The organism is Arthrobacter sp. R1-13, from assembly GCF_054161475.1.
Genome location: NZ_CP096420.1, coordinates 3,532,116 through 3,552,894, shown reverse-complemented (window position 1 = coordinate 3,552,894; position 20,779 = coordinate 3,532,116). Strand labels below are relative to the sequence as shown.

The following is a 20,779-nucleotide window of genomic DNA, read 5'->3' as shown; positions in this document are numbered from 1 at the left end:
GGCGGTTTCCCAGTGAACAGTCCCTTTGCCGAGGCCATCCTGAATGGATCGCTCCTGCTTGCCATCCCGGTGGCTCTGCTGGCGGGACTGGTCTCCTTCCTTTCACCGTGCGTGCTGCCGCTGGTCCCGGGCTATCTGGGCTACGTCACAGGGCTCACGGGCGTGGACCTGCAGAAGCAGAAGCGCGGCCGGATGCTGGCGGGCATCGGCTTGTTCGTGTTGGGTTTCTCGGCCATCTTTGTCCTCTTGGGTGGCGCCTTCGGCCAACTCGGAACCCTGATCACTGGGCCGGAGAACGCGTGGATCACCCAGATTCTTGGCCTCCTGGTCATTGCGATGGGCGTGGTGTTCATGGGTGGATTCGGGTGGTTCCAGCGGGATGCCAAGATTCATGCCAAGCCGCCGGCAGGGCTGTGGGGCGCACCCTTACTGGGAATTACCTTCGGGCTGGGCTGGGCTCCGTGCATAGGTCCCACCTACTCGGCAGTGCAGCTCCTCAGCCTCTCCGGCGGATCTTCGGCGGCCAAGGGGGCGTTCCTGGCTTTCGTCTACAGCCTCGGCCTGGGAATTCCATTCCTCCTGATCGCGCTGGCGGTCCGGAGGGGAATCGGTGTGATGTCCTTCTTCCGTACGCACCGCCTCGCCATTCAGCGGATTGGCGGAGGAATTCTGATCGTGCTCGGTCTCCTGATGGCCACCGGCCTGTGGGGAGCCTGGGTTACCGGGTTGCAGTACTGGTTCCAAACCGATGTGAAGTTGCCAATCTGATGAGCGAGCGTGTGAAAGAACAGAAGAACTCTCCGGAGACGGCCGCCAGCCAACAGGCACCCAAGGACGCCGCCCCCGGGGCCAATCCTGTTGCTGCGGCCAAAGCTGAAGCTGCCCTCCCGGCTCTTGGCGTCAAGGGAACGCTTCGCTGGGCATGGACGCAGCTCACCAGCATGCGTACCGCCTTGTTCCTGCTCCTCCTCCTGGCGGTGGCTGCCGTGCCCGGTTCGCTTTTTCCGCAACGGCCCGCCAACCCTTCAATCGTCACCCAGTACATCAAGGACAACGGTGATTACGGCAAGGTGCTGGATGCCCTCCAGCTCTACGACGTCTACTCCTCCGCATGGTTCTCCGCCATTTACATCCTGCTGTTCATTTCGCTGATCGGCTGCGTTGTGCCGCGGGCAATAGCGCACTACAAGGCCATGCGGTCGCAGCCTCCCCGGACACCCAAACGCCTTTCCCGCCTCCCCGAATACGGCACCCTGGTGGTTCCGGCGGACGCCGGGATCACGGCGTCGCGCGCTGTTAACGACGCCGCCGGCATGCTGAAGAAGCGCGGTTACCGTGTTGAGGTGAGGGACGACGACGGTGAGCAGCCGTCTTTGGGGGCCGAGCGCGGGTTCCTGAAAGAAGTGGGAAACCTCGTTTTCCATACATCCCTGATCGGGGTGCTCGTCTCCGTGGCGGCCGGCGGACTGTTCGGCTACAGCGGGCAGCGCATCCTGGTTGAAGGCGATACGTTCGTGAACACCCTCGTTGGGTACGACCAGTTCACGCCCGGAACCAATTTCCAGAGCAGTCAGCTCCAGCCCTACTCTGTTCGACTGGACAAGTTCCGGGCCACCTTCGACAGGGAATCGGAAGGCAAGAAGGGTCAACCCATCGACTTCAGGGCCGACGTCACCACCAAGGAATCACCGGACGCCCCGGAACAGCAGGAAGTTCTCAAGGTTAACGATCCTTTGACCCTGGGCGGCACCAGCCTCTACCTCACAGGCAATGGCTATGCTCCACTGGTCACCATCCGGGACGGGCAGGGCAATGTAGCCTTCCAAGGCCCAGTGATAGCACGGTTGCAGGGGGATCACTATTACTCGTCTGTGGTGATCAAGGTCCCCGACGCCAAGCCCGACCAACTGGGCTTTGCCGGGTTCTTCCTTCCCACGGCGATGGTCAGCAATGAAGGCGTTTCCTTCAGCGGCGATCCTGAACTCTTCAACCCAAGGCTGTCGTTGAACTCGTACTTTGGAGACCTTGGGCTGGACACCGGCGCTCCGCAGAACGTCTTCGAGCTCGACGTCGAGAAACTGACGCCGCTCAACGCCCGGAATCTCGACGCCGGGGGCATCACGCTTGAGCCGGGAACCAGCTACACACTCCCGGACGGCAAGGGATCCGTCAGCTTTGACGGGGTGAAGCGCTACATCGGCGTGGACATCCACCACAACCCTGGGCAGCTTTACGCCCTGATCTTTGCTTTGCTGGCCGTGGCGGGACTGGTCACTTCCCTCTATGTGAACCGGCGTCGGGTCTGGGTCCGGGCCGGCATCCATGAGGATGGCCGCACCATGGTGGAGTACGCACTCCTGGCTCGAGGCGAGGACCACCGCCTGGCGGCGGAAGCGAAGGCCATCCGTGAGTTGCTGGAGGAGGAGTGGGGCCTGAAATCCCGGGACGCCGAAGCGAAGGATTCCCAGAGTGCTCCCAGCGGGCAGGCGGATAATGGTGGGGCTGAACGCGACGCCGGTTCAGAGGCTACGGAAGCAGCAGATGCCACGGCGGCCACAGCAGCAGAAGCCTCCGCAGTCACAGAAGCCCCCCCAGCAGACGTTATCCAGTCAACAGCAGGCTCGACAGAGTCTAAGAAGGACCAGTAATGCTTGGCATCAACGAAACCATGGGCGCGTACAGCGAGCTCTTTATGCTCCTTGCAGCAGGTACCTACACGGTGGCCTTCATTGCCTTTGCCTGGGACCTGGCCAGAAGCAGTTCAGCCCTCCGGGCAGTGGACCTCAAGGCAGCTGCAGCAGCCGAAGCCCTGGAAGCTGTTTCGTCCCCTGCCGCAGCAAAGATTCCTGTTTCAGCCGGCTCCGTGAGGGAAGCAAGTACTGACCGGACAGACTCCGACGTCAGCGGGCCTGTTGGGCGGGCCGAACGGCCGTCATCGGCAGTCTCCCCGGCAGGTGAGGGCTCAGGGCTGGGACAAACCGCTGACGCCGGAATGCGCTATGGAGCCGAGCGCCGCGTTCCGGCCCGTGTGGCAGTCGCTCTGACCGTCCTCGGAGCCTCGATCCATGCCGCCGGAGTGCTTACCCGTGCCTTGGGCGCCGGGCGGGTTCCCTGGGGAAACATGTACGAGTTTCTCACCACCGGCGCTTTTGTGGCCGTTGCAGTCTTCCTGCTGGTGCTGATCCGCCGTGACCTGCGGTTCCTTGGCACGTTTGTGGTCGGGCTGGTGGTCGTCATGTTGGTTGCGGCCAGCATTTCCTACTGGACCCCTGTGGGCCATCTCGTCCCCGCGCTCCAGAGCTACTGGCTGATCATCCACGTCTCCATCGCCGTGCTGTCATCGGCGCTTTTCACGCTGACGTTCGCGATGTCCGCGCTGCAACTGGTTCAGGCACACCGGCAAAAAACCATTGCTTCCGGTGGGGGAGACAAACTTGGCTTTATGCGCCTGGTGCCGTCGGCCCTGAGCCTGGAAAACCTGTCCTACCGGATCAACGCCATCGCTTTTGTCGGATGGACCTTCACCCTGATGTTCGGCGCCATCTGGGCCGAAAAGGCGTGGGGCCGCTTCTGGGGTTGGGACACCAAGGAAGTCTGGACGTTTGTGATCTGGGTTGTCTATGCGGGATACCTGCATGCCCGGGCCACGAGAGGCTGGACCGGAACCAGGGCGGCATGGCTGTCAATCGTGGGCTACCTGTGCGTGGTCTTCAACTTCACCATTGTGAACCAGTTCTTCAACGGCCTTCACTCGTACTCCGGCCTCTAGTATTCGGGGCTCTGGTAGTCCGGCCTCTCGTCCCCCGTCACCCGGCGAGGTTTCCGTCGTGGCCCCAGGGCCTGGTCGGCTGCTTCCAGGACGTCCCAAGTCAGTGCCAGTGCTGTCTCGGCGTCAGGGTTTCCGTCCATTGCCTGCCGGTAGTGAGCATACAGATCTCCAATATCAACCGCTGCTTCCACTGTCTGTCCCCCGGACCGCTGATTCGATAGACGAGGGTGAAGATTCCCCCTGCCTTCTATACAGGCACGGCTGGCTTTTTATGACGCGAAAACTTAGCAGATTTAGCGCCGGTTACCAGTTCACCTAACCGGGGTGACTAAAGCAGGTCACTTGACTTCGTCGTTGCCCTGGGCGTCGTCGCGGCTTTCATCGGATCCGTCGCCGCGCTTCTGTTCCCGCGCGTCGAGCTGGTCCTTGAGCTTCTTAAGCCTGTCAGCCTCGGCCTGGTTACGGCGCCGGAGCTCCAAGGCGCGGAGGAACTCGGGATCGTCGTCGGGAGCTGTAGGGTGGCGGAAGGTTTGCTGCGCCGGCCTGCTGCCACGGGGGCGGCCGAAAATGAACCAGAGCGCGGCTCCGATCACCGGCAGAACCACCATCACCACAATCCAGGCTGGCTTGGAAATTCCACGCGTGAGCCGACGATCAGTCCGGATCACGTCAACCAGACCATAGACAACGATGGTTAGTACGGCGACGGCGAGCAGAACGCGGGGCATACATCCAGTCTAGCCTCCGGGGGCCGCTCACATGGCTACGGTTGGATCACAGGGACCGGCTCGGTCCTGCCGATAACAGGCGTCTTCCGGGGCGGCTAAACTTGAAGAGTGGCTTTCCTGAAATACTCCCTGATTCGTCTGGCACTGTTTGTGCCGTTGTTCGTGCTTTTCCAACTGCTGGAGCTGGGCGCAATTCTGTCCGTGATCTGCGCCGGCCTCATCGCGTTTGGCATCAGCTACCTGTTCTTCCAGAAGCAACGCGACGCCGCCGCGGGGGCAGTTCAGGAGCGGCTCTCCGGCCGCGCCAAGCCGATCCGGACCGCGGGCGAAGTGGATGACGCGAACGCCGAGGACAGCTTGGTGGATGCCCACCCTGACGTCACGGTCAAAATGGAAAAGCGCCCCAAAGACGCCTGAGAGGTTTAGACGCCCCGGGTCAGTATCAGGCCTGCAGAGAACAGCACGCTGTAACCCAGGTTGATCAGGCCAGTCTGTTTGAGGACGGGGATGAGGCTCTTGCGCTTCCTGCCGTTGATCATGAGCCAGGACGGCATCAGGCTCGCTGGGATAAGCAGGAGTACCAGGAGCATCCATGGCCGTCCCGGCGCGAGAACCACCACAAGAAGGATGGCGACGGCCAGCATCAGGACGTAGCTCTCCCGCGCGTGCTTGTCTCCCAGCCGTACTGCCAGCGTCTTTTTGCCTGCCTTGGTATCGGTGGGAATGTCCCTGACGTTGTTGGCCATCAGCAGGGCGCAGGCAATAAGTCCGGTGCCTATGGCACCGATGATGGCTGCGAGGTTTATGTGGCCAGCCTGCGTATACGTTGTGCCGAGGGTGGCTACGAGTCCAAAGAAGACGAACACGAAGACATCTCCCAGGCCCAGGTAGCCGTACGGGTTCTTCCCTCCGGTGTAGCCCCACGCAGCCAGTACGCAGCCCAGGCCCACCAGGATAAGCCACCATGCCTGCGTGATGATTACCAGGGCCAGTCCGCACAGCATGGCCAGGGCAAAGGCTGCAAAAGCGGCCTGCTTGACCTGGTGGGGGCGGGCAGCGCCGGAACCCACAAGGCGCAGCGGCCCCACACGGTCCTCATCAGTGCCGCGGATGCCGTCGGAGTAGTCGTTGGCGTAGTTGACGCCAATCTGCAGCAGCAGCGCCACCACACCGGCAAGAACGGCGTTGACCGGCCGGAAGGCACCCATCTCGAAAGCGGCGGCCGTGCCGATCAGTACCGGAGCGATCGCTGCCGGCAGCGTGCGCGGACGGGCGCCTTGGATCCATTGGGCGGCTGTTGCCACAGTGAGTACCTCTTGTTGGTTCAGGAAGCTGCGGACGTGCAGCGGGTTGCAGGTCTACTTTACTTTCCCTGATGGAGCTCGTTGAGCAACTCCGTCATAGCCAGGCGGTCAGGTTTTCCGTTAGGCAACATGATCAGTTCCGGCGCGGCCAGCATTGTCTTGGGCGCCAGTTGTCCCAGCAGGTGGTGGCGCCTGGCGGTGAAGCCGCTGATCCCCTCCGGAGTGCTGTCAGCAACGGCAACATAGGCGGCCACAGCCTGCCCCCACTCCTCTGACGGGACGCCCGTCACAAAAGCTGCCGTGACGCCGTCGAGCTTTTCAAGTTCTGCCTGCACGTGTGCTGCGGAAACCTTGACGCCTCCGGTGATGACGACGTCGTCTGCCCGACCCAGCACGGTCAGGATGCCTTCTGCATTGATGGACCCGAGATCATTGGTGCGGAACCAGCGGAGCCCGTCCTCCTCGATGAACGTTTCGGCGGTGAGGTCGGGATCATCCAGGTACCCTGCGGCAACAATGTCCCCGCCAAGGAGGATCCGTCCGTCCTCGGAAACCTTCACCTCCACGCCTTCGATGGGAACGCCGTCGTACACACATCCGCCGCAGGTCTCGGCGGAACCGTAGGTGGTCACCACCCGAAGCCCGGCGTCACGCGCAGCCTGCAGCAGGTCTGCTGACGCCGGGGCACCCCCAAGGAGAATGCCGTTGAAACGCCGGAGAACGGCAAGGGTTTCGGGCTCAGGGGAGTCCAGCAGCCGCTGCAGTTGTGTAGGCACCAGGGAGGTGAACCGGATCCTGTCAGTGAGTTCAAGGGCAGCCGCGGTGAAAGCCTCCGGGGTGAAGCCGGTGGAGAGATCCATCGCCCAGGGGCGCGTTCCGGCGAACAATGAACGAACCAGCACCTGAAGCCCGGCGACATATTGCACGGGGAGCGCGAGCAGCCATTGGCCTTCGCCCTTGAGCGCCAGCGCCGTCGCCATGGAAGAAGCGGCGAGTGCCTCCACCGTCAGCACGGTCGCCTTGGGCGTCCCGGTGGAACCGGAGGTCCGCACCACCACCACGGCGTCGTCGAACCCCGGGGTCTGGACGGGAGAGACAACGGGGCTCCCGTCCGGGCCCGTGGAAAGTTCGACGGCGGGACCCTCGCCATGGAGGGCGGCTGCGAGAGCCTTGAGCGCGGGTTCAATGTTCACAAGTGTCTGCCTTCGACTATAGCTGGAGCATGCGGGCTGGAAGCGGATTCGTGAGCATCAGAAGCGCATCAGAAGTAATACGGGAACCGTGACCAGTCCGGTTCGCGCTTCTCGAGGAAGGCCTCCTTGCCCTCCACGGCCTCGTCCGTCATGTATGCCATCCGGGTAGCTTCGCCCGCGAACACCTGCTGGCCGGCGAGTCCGTCGTCGGCCAGATTGAAAGCGAACTTGAGCATGCGGATGGCCTGCGGGGACTGCCGGGCGATGTCGGCCGCGTACTCCAGGGCCACGTCCTCGAGCAGTTCGTGGTCCACAGCCTCGTTGACAGCGCCCATGCGGACCATGTCCTCAGCCGAATATTCACGCGCCAGGAAGAAAATTTCCCGGGCGGCCTTCTGCCCGATTTGCCGGGCCAGCAGCGCGGAGCCGTAACCGGCGTCGAAACTTCCCACCGTGGCGTCTGTCTGTTTGAACTTGCCGTGCTGGCGGGAAGCGATAGTGAGGTCCGAGACCACGTGGAGTGAGTGGCCACCGCCGGCGGCCCAGCCGTTCACGACGGCGATCACCACCTTGGGCATGGTGCGCATGAGGCGCTGCACTTCCAAAATGTGGAGGCGGCCTGCACGGGCGGGGTCGATGAATTCAGCGGACTCCCCGGCGGCTCCTGAAGCGCCGTCCAACGCATAGCGATACCCATCGCGGCCGCGGATCCGCTGATCGCCGCCGGAGCAGAACGAATGCCCGTCATCCTTGGGGGAGGGCCCGTTGCCGGTGAGCAGGACGGTTGCCACGTCCGGGGTCATCCGCGCATGGTCCATCGCCCGGTAGAGCTCGTCCACGGTTGCGGGGCGGAAGGCATTGCGGACTTCGGGCCGGTCGAAGGCAATGCGGACGGTGGGCAAGTCCCGCACCACGGAACCGTCCCCGGAACGTTCCACTTGCCGGTGATATGTCAGGTCCTGGAAATCGTCGAAGCCGGACACCGTGCGCCAACGGGAAGGGTCAAAGACGTCGGAAACCTTGGCAGGTAGTTGGGTGCTCACACACCGAGTCTAGTAATCGCGCTAGCTGATGCAGAACTCGTTGCCCTCGGGATCGGCCATCGTGTGCCAGGAATGGGGTCCCTGATTGGCTGTCCAAAGGAACGTTGCGCCCCGGGCTTCCAGGGCTTTCCGCACCTCGTCCTTGTCAGCGCTTTCGATCCTGACATCCCAATGAATCCGGTTCTTGACGGTTTTCTCTTCAGGAACTGTCTGGAACAGGATGCGCCGCGTTGGCTGCTTGGCGTCGATCTCATCCGGCGGCCGGATTGCGGCGCCCTCGCGCCAGACGAGCCTTCCCTGGTGGAGCTGGGTCTCTGCCTCTGTTGCGAATCCTTGCTCGATCATGGAGCGAATGAAGGACTCGTCCTGTGGTTCCACCGCCCACTCGAGGGTCTCGGCCCACCAATCGGCGAGCTCATGCGGGTTCTTGCAGTCGACTGCTAGCTGGATGTTCAGTGCCATGGAACGAAAATACTTCGGCTGGATGGTTCCCGGAAGGGCTTTGCGGACAAGTGGGGACCTGATCACGGCCTTTTCCCAAGTGGAATAAAGAGACCTATTTGCCCCCAAACAAAAGCTTGACAGATTGTCATGACATGGGTCACAGTGGAGGCGTGGGAAAGGCTTTTCCAACGAGGAGTATTGGGGGATTCTCCCACTTGTTCTCAGCCGCCCCAGCTTGGTGCGGATCTACGTGACCAACCACGGAACAGACAGGAAAGTCCAGTGTCAGAGAAGACAATCTTTAGCCAGCTCAGCCGTCGCCAGCTTGGAAAGGCGGTCTTTGGCTTGTCGGCCGCCACGTTGGCTCTCAGTGCCTGTGGAGGCGGTGGCGGTGGGGGCGCAGCCGACCCGTCTAAGCCGCTTCAGTTGGTCCTCTCGGGTGACACCAACCAAGGTGGTGCCTTCGCCGCGGCAGCCAAGAAGTACAAGGAAGCCACCGGCATCACCATCGAGGTAGTGGACGTTCCCACCGCGGACATCACCACCAAGCTGAAGAATGCAGCAACCGCCAACGACCTGCCGGCCCTGGCCCGCGTTACCGGCCTGGATCCACTGTGGGCCCCCCAGCTGCAGGACCTGACGGACATTGCCAAGAACCGGAAGATCGATGAGAACTTCCTGCAGGAAGCCCCGGACGGAACCATCCCGGCCATCCCGTCGGACCTTACTGCCGTGGGCTTGTTCGTCAACAAGAGCCTCTTCGATAAGGCCGGCGTCGCATTCCCCACAGGAATCGCAAACTCCTGGACCTGGGATGAATTTGTCGCAGCCGTCAACCAGGTCCGCGAGAAAGCCGGCGCGAAGTACGGTGTGGTCATGGACCGCTCCGGCCACCGTCTGCGCGCCATGATGTACCAGTTCGGCAGCACGGCATTCCCCAAGGAAGGCGACAAGTACACTGCGGACGACAAGGCCGTTGAGACGCTCGAATACTTCCAGAAGATCAACGACGACAAGACCATGCCGAAATCCGTCTGGCTCAGCGGCGAGGACGGAAACGCGATGTTCAAGAGCGGCCAGGTCGCGGCGTACTACTCGGGCAGCTGGCAGGTGGCGGACTTCAACAAGAACATCAAGGACTTTGAGTGGATGTCCGTGCCGCTGCCCAAGCAGCCGCTGAACGCCACCAACCTGGGCGGCGGCTTTATGGTCGCGTTCAAGGACACGGGCCAGGACGAGGAAGCCAAGAAGTTCATTGACTGGTTCTACGATGACGCCAACTACACCGAGTTTGCCAAGCAGGGCGGCTACCTGCCGCCCAAGGACCTGAAGGTGGAGTACCCGTTCCAGCAGGCTGCCTTTGAGCTGTACCAGCAGCAGATCGCCCAGAACGAAGGCAAGGGCGAGAACCCCATCAAACGTGTGGTCTCCGAGGCCTATGCGGCCACCCCGTTCTCGGGAGACCCGCTCCGCGAAGAGACAGTCAAGATGCTCGGCGGCAGCCAGGACGCAAAAACCACGGTGGATAACATCGTGAAGCTTTACAACGGCGGCTAAGCCGTGGCTACTCCAACCACGGGCTCCACAGTGACGTCTGAGGCGCTCCGCACGCCGGCCGTGCGGAGCAAGTCCCAGCAAAAGCGCCACAACCGTTACGTCCTTGCCCCGCTGATCCTGATCGGCGTCAATGTGGTGCTCTTCCTCGTGTTCTTCGTCTGGCCCGGGGCGCTCGGGCTCATCTATTCATTCACGGATTACCGCGGCATCGGCAGGCTGAACTTCATCGGCCTGCGAAACTTCGAGACGCTCTTTGCGGACAGCACCTTCTATGCTGCACTGAGCCGCACCTTCCTCTACACAGTGCTGTCAGTGCCGCTGGTCTACGTCTCATCCCTCGGTGTTGCCGCCCTCCTCGTCAGCAGGGCGGTCAGGGGGCGGACGGCTGCCAAGATCATCATTTTCCTTCCCTGGCTGATCTCGCCCATCGTGGTGGGTGTCATCTGGAAGTGGATGTTTGGCCAGGACTTCGGCTTCGTCAACTTCATCATCTCCACGCTGGGCGGAAACCCGCTGCCGTGGTCCAGCAACGGCAACCTGGCTCTTACCGTGGTGATCTTTGCCGCGGCCTGGGGCGGCACGGCCTTCAACATGCTGCTGTTCATAGCTGCGCTGAAGAACATCCCGGAGGCCCTGCTGGAGGCGGCGGAACTTGACGGAGCCAATGCATGGCAGCGCTTCCGGCACGTGACGCTGCCTGGCATCGCGCCCACGTCGTTCATGGTTATTCTGCTTTCCACCATCCATGCGATGAAGGAATTCGCCATGATCCAGGCGCTGACCAACGGCGGACCGGGAACTGAGAACGTCCTGATCGTCCAGTACATCTATAAGACCGGTTTTGAGCAGTCCAAGGTCGGCTACGCAAGTGCCGCATCCATGGTGTTGATGGTGGTCCTGCTGGCCATCGCGCTCATCCAGCTTCGCTTCAACCGGAAGAAGGGCTGAACCATGACAACAGCTGCCAACCTGCCGCCCGTCTCGGACGAGGTAGTCGTCGTTGGGGCCGAGGAAGCCGCCCGCAACGCTGACAAACAGAACATGCGGCACGGCCGGGCCAAGCTGTCCGCGCCGCTGACCGGCCTCATGTGGCTGATCGTGGGCATCTACGCCCTGCCGCTGCTGTGGTTCATCCTCAGTTCGTTCAAGCCGGGAAGTGAACTGTTCACCTATCCGCTGTCCATGATCCCCAGGGAATGGACGTTCCAGGGCTTCATCGACGCGTGGGAGCGCGTGGACTTTGCCCAGTACTTCCTGAACACGGCAACAGTGGCGCTCGTGACCACGGTGCTGACGGTCTTCTTCAGCGCCTGCACCGGTTACGCCCTGGCCAAGTACAACAATGCGGGCACACGCCTGTTTTTCGTCTGTATTCTCGCCACCACCATGTTGCCCACTGAGGTGATCCTGAACCCGACGTTCACCGTGATCCGGGATCTCGGCCTGTACAACTCCCTGTCCGGCATCATTGTGCCGTCTGTGCTGACCGCCACGGGTGTGTTCATGTTCCGCCAGTTCTTCCTGACGGTCCCCGACGACCTGCTGCATTCAGCCCGGATCGATGGTGCCAGCGAGCTGGCAATCTTCTTCCGGATCATGCTCCCGCTGTCCCGGCCCATCCTGTTCACGCTGGCCATCTTCTCCTTCCAGTGGCGCTGGAATGACTACATCTGGCCATTGATCGTGCTGAACGACCCCAAGTGGTACACCCTCCAGGTGGCGCTGCGGAGTATCGTCGGCGCGGAGAACATCGACTGGCCTGTGCTGCTGGGAGCCTCGGTGATCTCCATCCTGCCCCTGGTGCTCGTGTTCTTCGTCTTCCAGAAATATGTCCTCAACGCCGACGTCAGCGCCGGCCTGAAGGACTGACCACCCCTGTAGAAACCCAGCTAGAAGCCTCCCGCGTCCTGCGGAGGAGCACGAAAGGCAGCAGTGCGGAGCGCACAGATCCTTCAGACCACCCAGACTGATCAGGCCTTCCTGGCAAAGATAACGGCCGACGCCGACCACGAGACAGCGGGCATTCTGCCGCTGCTTGCGTCCCGGCAGGAGAGCGCCGCCACGGCGGGAATGCCTCACAGGTCAGCAATGAGTCATCTGCTTGGGCTCGTCACCGTATTCACCTGGCCGGAATCCCGATTTTATGGCAGCCGGCAGCTGGTTGATCCCATGATGGGCTGCCTCGAACGGCTCGAGCTGCTGCAGGGCCCCGACGGATTGTTTGGCGGAGACAACCTGAGCTCACCGCCGGACTCGGCCTTCACCGTCAACGACGCCTGTCTGGCGGTGCAGCTGCTCCGGGCCCAGGGCAGCGAGTCAGCAGCGGTGCTGCAGGAGATCGAAGCGCGGCTCTGGCGGATCATCGCAAAAATCACTCCGGCTCTTGTCGAGGGCGGAGTCCACACACCGAACCACCGTTGGGAATTGTGCGCCGCGCTCGCCCAGATCCACAGCCTGGACCCCCGGCCTGAAATTGACCGGCGAATCGACGAGTGGCTGGCTGAAGGCATCGACCAGTTGCCGGACGGCATGTACTCGGAGCGAAGCCCGCTCTATGCCTCGGCAGTCACCAACCCTTCCCTGCTGATCATCGCCGACTCGTCCGGGCGCCCGGAGCTGCTGGACCCTGTGCGGAAGAACCTTGAGGCGTTCCTGCCGTGGCTCAACCCGGATGGAACGGTGGAATCGGTCTTTTCACGCCGCCAGGATCAGTGGCTGGACTTCGGCGCAGCCGGGTTCCTGCTGCCGTACCGGCGCCTGGCCATTCAGGACGACCGCAGCGACTTCGCCGCGGCGGCCCGCTGGCTGTCCGGGTTCCCGCTGCCGGAACCGGCAAAATTGCTGGCACAGACCAGGGTCCAGCCAGGACTCGCCGGAGTACTTCCACAGGGACCGGAACCCGCTCAGCAGGAGCACAAGGAACAAGTGCAGCAGGAGCAGCAGGCCGGGCAAGTCCAGATGCCCTCTGTGCTCCAACCCGTACGGGCCGCCCTCGAGAGCTGCGGAACTTACCGCTTCCGGCAAGGGGAAACAGCCGTAACGGTCTTCGGCGGTGGCGACCATTCGGCGTCGGGCGTTGCGTCGGGGTTGTCCAACAACCCCACCTTCCTGCGGTTCCGGCACGGAAACAGCGTCCTGAGCGATGTGCGCCTCGCGCGCAACTTCTTCAACCTTGGCCCCTTCCGCAGCATGGAAACCGTGGCGGAGGGGGAGAGGGTCCGGCTTCACGAGAGGGTGGAAGCTTCCTTTTACCTTCCGCTGCCCGCTGAACGGCGCCGGGAGGACGGAATCTACGAACAATCCCATGAGGGACGCTTCAGTGCAGCCATGGACTTTGCAGGCAGGCCCACCATCCGGCATTGGCTCGGTACCGAAGTGACTGTTGCAGTCAACGGCCATCAGGCCGACGTCGACATCACCTTCGACGGCGCTGACACTTCGTTTGCCCTTGAGCTGACGTTCCGGCCCGGGGGTGTGCTCGAGGGTGTGGAAGAAGTATCGGAGGGTGTGTACCAGTTGGTGGACTCGATGGGCCGCTACTCGCTGGGCGCCGACGTCATCGAGTTCGGCCCGGGCTCGGTGGCGGATCCGGATACACCTCCCGTGTACAACCCGGGGGAGAACTACACGTACCTGCGCGGGACCAACGCCACGGAGGGCACGAAGGTCTACATCACGGGCCGGACGCGTGGCACCAGGCGGCTGACGCTCCGGGGGACAGGCGCTACGGCTGGAGCTGCTGTAGCTGGTCCATAAGCTCCGAAGGTATGGCGTAGATGAAGACCACAGCCAGCAGGTTCTTCAACGCATGTACGAAGTAGGAAAACATGAGGTTCTTGCCGGTCCACACGTACACAAAGACCAGTGAGGCTCCCATGGCCAGGTACGGCAACAGCACCGTCAGCGTGAGATCCTGCTTGCCGACCACATGGAGGGCAGCGAAGAGAACCACGGAGAGCGCGCAGCACACCCAGATGTTGATCCGCCGGCTCAGTTTGCCGATCAGGAGATGCCGGAAAAAGTACTCTTCCACAAACGGCGCCACCACCACGAGCAGCGGCACGATGAGCCAGGCGGGCACCTGTTGGATCAGTTCCTGGACGGAGGCCTGATTAACGGAGGGCTCGACAGTGCCTGCCAGGGCAACCAGGATTGACGTCACTATCAGCATGCCGAGCAGGCAGGCGGGCACCATGAGCAAGGTGAACCACGGACGGGTGCCCAGGATCCTGAGGTCGCGCGCCACAATCCGCCGTGCAGCGAGAAACGCCACAATTCCTACGCAAGCGTAGGAGAGCAGGTTGACCGAGTAGGTAGCTATGGCCGGACTGGGAGAGACTTGCTCAAGCAATGGCAGCAGGAGTTCGCTGGCAAGCGCGAACAGGGTGATGTACAGGCCCAGCGCCGTGAGATCCAGGGATGAGACGCGCTGAAGTTCCGGTGGTGCTGGCGGAATCCGTTGAACTGTACCCATGTATTAAGCCTAGCGTTGCAGGGATCCTCCGCGTTCTCCTACAATATTCGGTATGCCTAACTTTTTGTTTCGGTGCGCCAAAGTAGTCCGCCGAACCTCCGTTGCAGTTGTAGCAGCGGCTCTGACCCTTTCCCTTGCCGCCTGTGGCGGCACCTCTCCCGGCGCTACCGGGGGAGATGACAACCGGCCCGTTGTACTGACGACCTTCACGGTTCTTGCCGACATTGCCCGCAACGTCGCCGGGGACAAGCTCCGCGTTGAATCCATCACGAAGGCGGGGGCCGAAATCCATGGCTACGAACCCACCCCGGGAGACATCCGCAAAGCCGCCCAGGCAGATCTCATTCTCGACAACGGACTGAACCTCGAGGTCTGGTTCGCCCAGTTTGTGGAGGGCCTGGACGTTCCCCACGCCGTCGTCAGTGACGGGGTGAAAGCGATGCCCATCGGAGAGGATGCCTACGAGGGAAAGCCGAACCCCCACGCCTGGATGTCCCCGGTGAACGTGCAGATCTACGTCGACAACATGGTAAAGGCCTTCTCCAAGCTCGACCCCGACAACACTGCCGTCTTCGAAGCTAACGGCAAGGCGTACAAGGCCGAGCTCCAGTCCGTGCAGGATCAGATGGTCCAGAAGCTGGCAGCTGTCCCGGAAAAGCAGCGGGCCCTGGTGACGTGTGAAGGGGCCTTCTCCTACCTCGCCCGCGACGCCGGGCTCCGGGAGGTCTACATCTGGGCAGTCAACGCCGAGCAACAGGCCACGCCGCAGCAAATCGCGCGGGCCATCGAGTACGTCAAAGCCAACAAGGTCCCGGCGGTGTTTTGTGAATCAACGGTTTCAGACGCCCCAATGCAACAGGTAGTGAGTGCAACAGACGCTGAATTCGGCGGAGTTCTCTACGTTGACTCCCTATCGGAAGCGGATGGCCCTGTGCCCACCTACCTTGACCTGATCCGGCATGACGCCAAGACCATCACGGAAGCATTGACAGGCTCGCCGTCATGAACCCCCGAACCGGCACCCCTGCAATCTCCGTGGACAGAGTGACCGTGCACTATGGTGAGGTCCTGGCGCTCGATGCAGCCTCCCTCACCCTGGACCCGGCGCGCATCTGCGGACTGGTAGGCATGAACGGTTCGGGAAAATCCACCCTCTTCAAAGTGATCATGGGGATGATCAAGCCCGACGCCGGAAAGGTCCTCATCCAGGGCGAGTCGCCTTCCAAAGCGCGCCGGCAAGCCGGCATCGGCTATGTGCCTCAAAGCGAGGACGTGGACTGGCAGTTCCCGTTGTCCGTCCGCGACGTCGTCATGATGGGCCGCTATGGCCACCAAGGGTTCACGCGACGTGCGAGCAAAGCGGACCGCGCCGCCGTCGAGCATGCACTGGACCGTGTGGAACTGACGGAGTTCGCCGACCGCCAGATCGGGCAGCTCTCCGGCGGCCAGAAAAAGCGGGCCTTCGTTGCCCGCGGCATCGCCCAGGGCGCCACCATGATGCTCCTGGATGAACCCTTTGCCGGCGTGGACAAGCGATCCGAGGCCACCATCACACGCCTGTTGCGCGAACTGGCCAGTGACGGCTGCACCATCCTGATTTCCACCCATGACCTTCACGCCCTGCCGCAATTGTGTGATGAGGCTGTACTGCTGATGCGTAAGGTCCTGATGCACGGTCCGCCGGACGTGGTGCTGCAGCCCGAGAATCTGGCCATGGCGTTCGGCCTGGACGTCCTCAACCGCGGAAGGGGCTGAGGATGGACCTAATCGACATCCTGCTGGAGCCCCTCAGCTACGACTTCATGGTCCGCGCTATCATCACCACCGCGCTCGCCGCTGTGGTTTGTGCCGTCCTCAGCTGCTGGCTGGTGCTGATCGGGTGGTCCCTTATGGGCGACGCCGTTTCCCATGCCGTCCTGCCGGGAGTGGTCCTGGCGTACATGGTGGGGGCGCCCTTTGCCCTCGGCGCCCTCGTGTTCGCGCTCATTGCCGTGACCCTGATTGGGGTGGTCCGCAACACCAGCCGGGTCAAGGAGGACGCGGCGATAGGGATCGTGTTCACGTCGCTGTTCGCGTTGGGCCTCGTGCTCATCTCCGTCACTCCCAGCCAAACGGACCTGAACCACATCATTTTCGGAAACCTCCTGGGCGTCAGTGTGCCGGACCTGATCCAGGTCCTGGTGTTGGGAGTGGTGGCGTTCGCCATCCTCATCCTGAAACGACGCGACCTCACCCTGTATGCCTTCGATCCTGTTCATGCCCACGCCATCGGGCTCTCTCCGCGGCGGCTGGGTGCGCTGCTTCTGGGACTCCTGGCTTTGACGTCCGTGGTGGCGCTGCAAACGGTAGGCGTGGTGCTGGTGGTGGCCATGCTCATCATCCCCGGGGCCACGGCGTACCTGCTGACGGACAGGTTCTCGCGGATGCTGCTCATCGCCCCGGTGGTCTCGGCTGCCTGCTCCATCGCGGGCATCTACCTCAGCTACTACCTGGACACTGCCTCCGGCGGCATGGTGGTGCTGACGCAGGGCGCCGTGTTCGCCGTCGTCTATCTCTTCAGCCCGCGGCAGGGCCTGATCGGGACCCGCCTGGCCAAGGCCCGCCGGAAGAAAGTGGCGGCACTTTCCGCCTAGAAACATGGCTCAGGAGCGTGAAGTCGCCGGAACAGTGCCGGCTCGCCGGAAAGTTCCGGCGACTCCGCACCGTTCCGGCGAGTTCGACGACGGCGGGACCCGCCTTGACGTTGTGGCTGGCACTTGGCAGTCTGGACCGATGAAGTCCTAGTTGAAGGCGCCGCTCAGCCGCGCCTCACTCCGTTTGCCAAGGCCTCCGTCACGCTTTCAGGGATCGTCGAGTTTCCAGGAATCCCGTGCACGCTCCGGGGCCACCCTCCTGACGTTCAAGGACTTCCCATGACCGAACATCTCTCTCTTTCCGGCGTTTCCCATGGCTACGGCGATCGCCAACTCCTGGACGCCGTCAGCCTGGTCATCACTGCGGGTGAGCACGTGGCCGTCGTCGGCGAAAACGGGGCAGGCAAATCCACGCTCCTCCGCATCATGGCCGGTCTGGAGGCGCCGAATGAAGGCACCGTGGCCAGCCACGGACGGGTGGGCTACCTGGCACAGGCACACGGTCTGCCGGAGTCGTTCACGGTGGGAGCTGCCATTGACGGCTCCCTGGCATCCCTGCGTGCCATCGAGGCTGAGCTTGACCGCCTGGAGGCCGGGCTGGCCGACGCCGAAGCCGAGGAACTGGAAGCGTACGGAAGGCTGCAGACCGAGTACCAGCTGCGCGAAGGGTACGCGGCGGAATCAAGGGTGGAGGCGGCGCTGGACAGGCTGGGCCTGGGTGGCCTGGACCGGAACAGGGTGCTGGGCTCGCTCTCCGGCGGCGAACAGGAACGGGTGGCCTTGGCGTGCGTTCTGGCCGATCCCGCGGACATTCTGCTCCTGGACGAGCCCACGAACCATCTGGATGCCCGTGGAACCGCTTGGCTGGAGGAGCGGCTCGCCGCCCACCGTGGCAGCGTGGTGGTGGTCTCCCACGACCGTGTGCTGCTGAGGAAAGTAGCCACCACCGTGATCGAGGTTGATGCCGAGCGCCGCTCCGTCACCCGCTACGGCAACGGTTACGAGGGGTACCTTCGGGAGAAGGCAGCGGAACGCCAACGCTGGGTCCAGCAATACGAGGCCTGGCTGGACGCCATGGAGGCCGAACAACGCCAGGCCGCCACCGTTTCCGGCAAGATGGGCTACGCCCGCCAGCGCGACGGCGACAAGATGGGTTTCGATTTCAAGGCCGGGACGTGGCAGAAGGCAGCCAGCAGCAAGGTCCGCAACGCCCAGGAGCGGCTACGACGCCTGGAGGAGAGCCCCGTTGACCGGCCGCCTGTTCCGTTGCGCCTGGCCGCAGAGCTTGATGTGGAGCCGGACCCGGAGACCCAGGAGGCAGCGGATGTCCCAGTGAAGGTTCTGGATGCCCGGGGCGTGGCGATTCCCGGCCGCCTCGAGCCCACGGACTTCCATGCCGACGCCGGCGAGAAGATCCTCATCACGGGACCCAACGGTGCGGGCAAGTCGACACTGCTTTCACTTCTGGCAGGCACGCTGGAACCTGTTGAAGGGACCGTGACGAGGCCAGCGCGGATCGGCTACCTGCAGCAGGAACTGGAGCTCCCTAGACGGCCCGGTCTCCGTCTCCTTCCGGCATTCGCGGCCGGCCTGGGCGGAAACATCGACGAACACGCCGAGGCGCTGCTCCGCCTGGGACTGTTCCGCACCAGCGAGTTCCACGTTCCGGTGGGTGGCCTCTCCGCCGGGCAGCAGCGCAGGCTTGCCCTGGCCAGGCTGCTGCTGGGCGGTTACGGCACGCTGATCGTGGATGAGCCCACCAACCACCTGGCCCCGGTGCTCGTGGAGCAACTCGAGGAGGCACTGGCTGGTTTTGCCGGGACGCTGGTTATGGTCAGCCACGATCGCGCTCTGCGGGAGTGGTTCGCCGGCTGCGCGCAGAAGAGCGATAAGGCAAGGACGGACGACGCCGGACGCTGGGTCAGGTACTCGATGGAGAACGGCTCACTGTTGCCCGGGTCACGGCTCCAGCGGGGAGTCTTGTAGGATGGATGAGCCGTGCCACCATTCGGCCCCATGTGAGTTCACGCACAGATACTGCCTTCAAAAGAGGTAAAACCCGAATATTCTGTGCTGAAAAGGGGGCTGAGGCGCGCAGCCAAACCCCTACCCACAAGGATCAGCTGTGCCACAAACCACCCCCACAGAACTTCAGAGCGCGACGACGCAACCCGCCGTCGTCGACTCCACTCTCAGCGCCGAGGGCTACAAGAAGTCCCTGAGCGGCCGTCAGGTCACCATGATCGCGATGGGCGGCGCCATCGGCGTCGGCCTCTTCATGGGTGCCGGCGGGCGCCTTGCCTCCACGGGCCCCGCCCTGATTTTCTCGTACGCCATTGCCGGCGTCATCGCTTACCTGCTGATGCGCGCCCTGGGCGAACTCGTAATGTACCGCCAGACGTCCGGTTCCTTCGTCAGCTATGCCGGCGAAATGTTCGGCAAGAAGGGCGCGTACCTGTCCGGATGGATGTACTTCATCAACTGGGCCATGACAGGGATCGCCGAACTCATCGCGATCGGACTGTACTTCCAGTTCTTCTTCCCCAACGTTCCGGTCGAATTGTCCGCGATTGCAGCGCTCCTGCTGCTCGTGGGCGTCAACCTCCTGAGTGTCAAGGCGTTCGGCGAATTCGAATTCTGGGCCTCCTGCCTCAAAGTGGGCGCTATCGTCATCTTCCTGGCCGTGGGAACGTTCATGGTTGTCACCAACGCCCAGGTGGGCGACGGAAATGCCTCGGTCAGCAACCTCTTCGCAGCCGAGGGCGGAATGTTCCCCAAGGGTGCCCTCGTCATGATCCTGGTCCTGAACGCCGTGATCTTCGCCTACAACGGCATTGAACTCGTGGGCATCACCGCCGGTGAAATGCAGGACCCGGCCAAGGAAGTTCCCAAAGCGATCCGCGCCGTCGTCTTCCGGATCGTGGTGTTCTACGTCGGCTCCGTGACCCTTCTGGCCATGCTGCTGCCTTCGGACCAGTACGTTGCCGGCACCTCGCCGTTCGTCACCGTGTTCGGCCAGATGGGCCTGGGCTGGATGGGCGATGCCATGAACATGATCGTCATCACCGCCGCACTGTCCTCCTGCAACTCGGGCCTGTACTCAATCGGCCGTATCTTCCGCACCATGGCCAACAACGGCCATGCCCCGGAATGGCTGACCCGGATGTCCAAGAGCCACGTGCCGTACGCCGCTATCCTGGCCATCGGTGCCGTTTATCTCGTCGGCATCCTGCTGAACATCTGGCTGGGCGGCTCACATGCCTTCGACCTCGCCTTGAACTCCGCATCTATCGGCGTGATCTTCACCTGGGGAGCGATCTTCGCCAGCCAGATTGCCTTGCGCACGAAAAAGGGCGACGTTTCCAGCCTGCCGATGCCGGGTTCGCCGTGGAGCAGCTGGGCCGGCCTCATTTCTTTGTTGGCCATCACCGTGCTCATTGGCTTCGACACCATGACCAGCAAGACCGGCGAAGTGTTCCACCTGGGGCTGTGGACGCTGGCTACCATCCCGTTCTTCGCGTTGCTTCTGTGGCTTGGCTGGCAGAAGGTCAAGAACAACGAACCCAAGAACGCACTGTTCAGCTAGCCCTTATTCAGGGCAGATATTCAGGCAGAAGAAAACCGGCGGCGGACC

General features: G+C 62.7%; 21 protein-coding genes. 14 read left to right on the top strand and 7 right to left on the bottom strand.

What is annotated here, in order from left to right; all coding sequences use genetic code 11:
• Positions 1 to 12 precede the first annotated feature (12 nt).
• The 3 genes from M1D88_RS16465 to ccsB are packed head-to-tail and all read left to right on the top strand — an operon-like array spanning position 13 to position 3,769.
• Positions 13 to 768: a cytochrome c biogenesis CcdA family protein gene (locus tag M1D88_RS16465; RefSeq protein WP_458111817.1), complete on the top strand. Its 756-nt coding sequence runs from the start codon at positions 13 to 15 to the stop codon at positions 766 to 768.
• On the top strand, positions 768 to 2,648 hold the full coding sequence (resB, locus tag M1D88_RS16460; protein ID WP_458111816.1) for a cytochrome c biogenesis protein ResB: 1,881 nt from the start codon (positions 768 to 770) through the stop codon (positions 2,646 to 2,648). Before M1D88_RS16465 ends, resB begins: the two co-directional genes overlap by 1 nt.
• Positions 2,648 to 3,769, top strand: a complete 1,122-nt coding sequence (gene ccsB, locus M1D88_RS16455; RefSeq protein WP_458111815.1) for a c-type cytochrome biogenesis protein CcsB — start codon at positions 2,648 to 2,650, stop codon at positions 3,767 to 3,769. Before resB ends, ccsB begins: the two co-directional genes overlap by 1 nt.
• Here the strand turns inward: ccsB and M1D88_RS16450 are convergent.
• Both M1D88_RS16450 and M1D88_RS16445 read right to left on the bottom strand, forming a co-directional pair.
• Positions 3,766 to 3,909 carry a hypothetical protein gene (locus M1D88_RS16450; RefSeq protein WP_458111814.1) on the bottom strand — a complete coding sequence of 48 codons (144 nt, stop codon included), beginning with the start codon at positions 3,907 to 3,909 and terminating at the stop codon, positions 3,766 to 3,768. The genes ccsB and M1D88_RS16450 overlap by 4 nt on opposite strands.
• 198 nt (positions 3,910 to 4,107) lie before the next feature.
• Positions 4,108 to 4,497: a PLDc N-terminal domain-containing protein gene (locus M1D88_RS16445; protein ID WP_458111813.1), complete on the bottom strand. Its 390-nt coding sequence runs from the start codon at positions 4,495 to 4,497 to the stop codon at positions 4,108 to 4,110.
• A 108-nt stretch (positions 4,498 to 4,605) separates the two neighbouring features.
• Between M1D88_RS16445 and M1D88_RS16440 the strand changes: the two genes are divergently transcribed.
• Positions 4,606 to 4,914, top strand: coding sequence for a DUF4229 domain-containing protein (locus M1D88_RS16440; RefSeq protein ID WP_458111812.1), 309 nt, complete (start codon positions 4,606 to 4,608; stop codon positions 4,912 to 4,914).
• A gap of 5 nt (positions 4,915 to 4,919) precedes the next feature.
• Here M1D88_RS16440 and M1D88_RS16435 read toward each other — a convergent pair whose 3' ends face one another.
• The 4 genes from M1D88_RS16435 to M1D88_RS16420 form a co-directional block, all read right to left on the bottom strand.
• Positions 4,920 to 5,801, bottom strand: coding sequence for a 1,4-dihydroxy-2-naphthoate polyprenyltransferase (locus M1D88_RS16435; RefSeq protein WP_458111811.1), 882 nt, complete (start codon positions 5,799 to 5,801; stop codon positions 4,920 to 4,922).
• 59 nt (positions 5,802 to 5,860) lie between these two features.
• Entirely contained in the window at positions 5,861 to 6,994 is a 1,134-nt protein-coding gene (locus tag M1D88_RS16430) for an AMP-binding protein (protein ID WP_458111810.1), read from the bottom strand.
• A 68-nt stretch (positions 6,995 to 7,062) separates the two neighbouring features.
• Positions 7,063 to 8,037 carry a 1,4-dihydroxy-2-naphthoyl-CoA synthase gene (locus tag M1D88_RS16425; protein ID WP_458111809.1) on the bottom strand — a complete coding sequence of 325 codons (975 nt, stop codon included), beginning with the start codon at positions 8,035 to 8,037 and terminating at the stop codon, positions 7,063 to 7,065.
• A gap of 21 nt (positions 8,038 to 8,058) precedes the next feature.
• The gene (locus M1D88_RS16420) at positions 8,059 to 8,499 is read right to left on the bottom strand and encodes a VOC family protein (RefSeq protein ID WP_458114555.1); all 441 of its coding nucleotides are present in this window, start codon (positions 8,497 to 8,499) and stop codon (positions 8,059 to 8,061) included.
• A 264-nt stretch (positions 8,500 to 8,763) separates the two neighbouring features.
• Between M1D88_RS16420 and M1D88_RS16415 the strand changes: the two genes are divergently transcribed.
• The 4 genes from M1D88_RS16415 (at position 8,764) to M1D88_RS16400 (ending at position 13,794) form a co-directional block, all read left to right on the top strand.
• Positions 8,764 to 10,038: an ABC transporter substrate-binding protein gene (locus M1D88_RS16415; RefSeq protein WP_458111808.1), complete on the top strand. Its 1,275-nt coding sequence runs from the start codon at positions 8,764 to 8,766 to the stop codon at positions 10,036 to 10,038.
• A 3-nt stretch (positions 10,039 to 10,041) separates the two neighbouring features.
• Positions 10,042 to 10,986 (top strand): carbohydrate ABC transporter permease, encoded by a 945-nt coding sequence (locus tag M1D88_RS16410; RefSeq protein ID WP_458111807.1) that lies wholly within the window; start codon positions 10,042 to 10,044, stop codon positions 10,984 to 10,986.
• Between the two features lie 3 nt (positions 10,987 to 10,989).
• Positions 10,990 to 11,907 (top strand): carbohydrate ABC transporter permease, encoded by a 918-nt coding sequence (locus M1D88_RS16405; RefSeq protein WP_458111806.1) that lies wholly within the window; start codon positions 10,990 to 10,992, stop codon positions 11,905 to 11,907.
• A 63-nt stretch (positions 11,908 to 11,970) separates the two neighbouring features.
• Complete coding sequence (locus M1D88_RS16400) at positions 11,971 to 13,794, top strand: hypothetical protein (protein WP_458111805.1); 1,824 nt, start codon at positions 11,971 to 11,973, stop codon at positions 13,792 to 13,794.
• Here the strand turns inward: M1D88_RS16400 and M1D88_RS16395 are convergent.
• Positions 13,763 to 14,512, bottom strand: coding sequence for a CPBP family intramembrane glutamic endopeptidase (locus tag M1D88_RS16395; RefSeq protein WP_458111804.1), 750 nt, complete (start codon positions 14,510 to 14,512; stop codon positions 13,763 to 13,765). The two genes, M1D88_RS16400 and M1D88_RS16395, sit on opposite strands and share 32 nt — an antisense overlap.
• 52 nt (positions 14,513 to 14,564) lie before the next feature.
• Here M1D88_RS16395 and M1D88_RS16390 point away from each other — a divergent pair, with 52 nt between their 5' ends.
• From M1D88_RS16390 to M1D88_RS16365, 6 genes are all read left to right on the top strand, one after another.
• Positions 14,565 to 15,518: a metal ABC transporter substrate-binding protein gene (locus M1D88_RS16390; protein ID WP_458111803.1), complete on the top strand. Its 954-nt coding sequence runs from the start codon at positions 14,565 to 14,567 to the stop codon at positions 15,516 to 15,518.
• The gene (locus M1D88_RS16385) at positions 15,515 to 16,267 is read left to right on the top strand and encodes a metal ABC transporter ATP-binding protein (protein ID WP_458111802.1); all 753 of its coding nucleotides are present in this window, start codon (positions 15,515 to 15,517) and stop codon (positions 16,265 to 16,267) included. Before M1D88_RS16390 ends, M1D88_RS16385 begins: the two co-directional genes overlap by 4 nt.
• 2 nt (positions 16,268 to 16,269) lie before the next feature.
• A complete protein-coding gene (locus M1D88_RS16380; RefSeq protein ID WP_458111801.1) occupies positions 16,270 to 17,145 on the top strand; it encodes a metal ABC transporter permease in 876 nt (291 codons plus the stop codon).
• 4 nt (positions 17,146 to 17,149) lie between these two features.
• Positions 17,150 to 17,296, top strand: coding sequence for a hypothetical protein (locus tag M1D88_RS16375; protein ID WP_309108098.1), 147 nt, complete (start codon positions 17,150 to 17,152; stop codon positions 17,294 to 17,296).
• Positions 17,297 to 17,424: 128 nt separating this feature from the next.
• Positions 17,425 to 19,131, top strand: a complete 1,707-nt coding sequence (abc-f, locus tag M1D88_RS16370; RefSeq protein WP_458111800.1) for a ribosomal protection-like ABC-F family protein — start codon at positions 17,425 to 17,427, stop codon at positions 19,129 to 19,131.
• A 139-nt stretch (positions 19,132 to 19,270) separates the two neighbouring features.
• Entirely contained in the window at positions 19,271 to 20,731 is a 1,461-nt protein-coding gene (locus M1D88_RS16365; RefSeq protein WP_458111799.1) for an amino acid permease, read from the top strand.
• Positions 20,732 to 20,779 lie beyond the last annotated feature (48 nt).

What these genes read in the sequence shown, in the direction of transcription:
- resB (WP_458111816.1), top strand. Translation starts at nt 768, where the DNA reads ATGAGCGAGCGTGTGAAAGAACAGAAGAACTCTCCGGAGACGGCCGCC.
- ccsB (WP_458111815.1), top strand. Translation starts at nt 2,648, where the DNA reads ATGCTTGGCATCAACGAAACCATGGGCGCGTACAGCGAGCTCTTTATG.
- M1D88_RS16450 (WP_458111814.1), bottom strand. Translation starts at nt 3,909, where the DNA reads ATGGACGGAAACCCTGACGCCGAGACAGCACTGGCACTGACTTGGGAC.
- M1D88_RS16445 (WP_458111813.1), bottom strand. Translation starts at nt 4,497, where the DNA reads ATGCCCCGCGTTCTGCTCGCCGTCGCCGTACTAACCATCGTTGTCTAT.
- M1D88_RS16420 (WP_458114555.1), bottom strand. Translation starts at nt 8,499, where the DNA reads ATGGCACTGAACATCCAGCTAGCAGTCGACTGCAAGAACCCGCATGAG.
- M1D88_RS16405 (WP_458111806.1), top strand. Translation starts at nt 10,990, where the DNA reads ATGACAACAGCTGCCAACCTGCCGCCCGTCTCGGACGAGGTAGTCGTC.
- M1D88_RS16395 (WP_458111804.1), bottom strand. Translation starts at nt 14,512, where the DNA reads ATGGGTACAGTTCAACGGATTCCGCCAGCACCACCGGAACTTCAGCGC.
- M1D88_RS16390 (WP_458111803.1), top strand. Translation starts at nt 14,565, where the DNA reads ATGCCTAACTTTTTGTTTCGGTGCGCCAAAGTAGTCCGCCGAACCTCC.
- M1D88_RS16385 (WP_458111802.1), top strand. Translation starts at nt 15,515, where the DNA reads ATGAACCCCCGAACCGGCACCCCTGCAATCTCCGTGGACAGAGTGACC.
- M1D88_RS16380 (WP_458111801.1), top strand. Translation starts at nt 16,270, where the DNA reads ATGGACCTAATCGACATCCTGCTGGAGCCCCTCAGCTACGACTTCATG.
- M1D88_RS16375 (WP_309108098.1), top strand. Translation starts at nt 17,150, where the DNA reads ATGGCTCAGGAGCGTGAAGTCGCCGGAACAGTGCCGGCTCGCCGGAAA.
- abc-f (WP_458111800.1), top strand. Translation starts at nt 17,425, where the DNA reads ATGACCGAACATCTCTCTCTTTCCGGCGTTTCCCATGGCTACGGCGAT.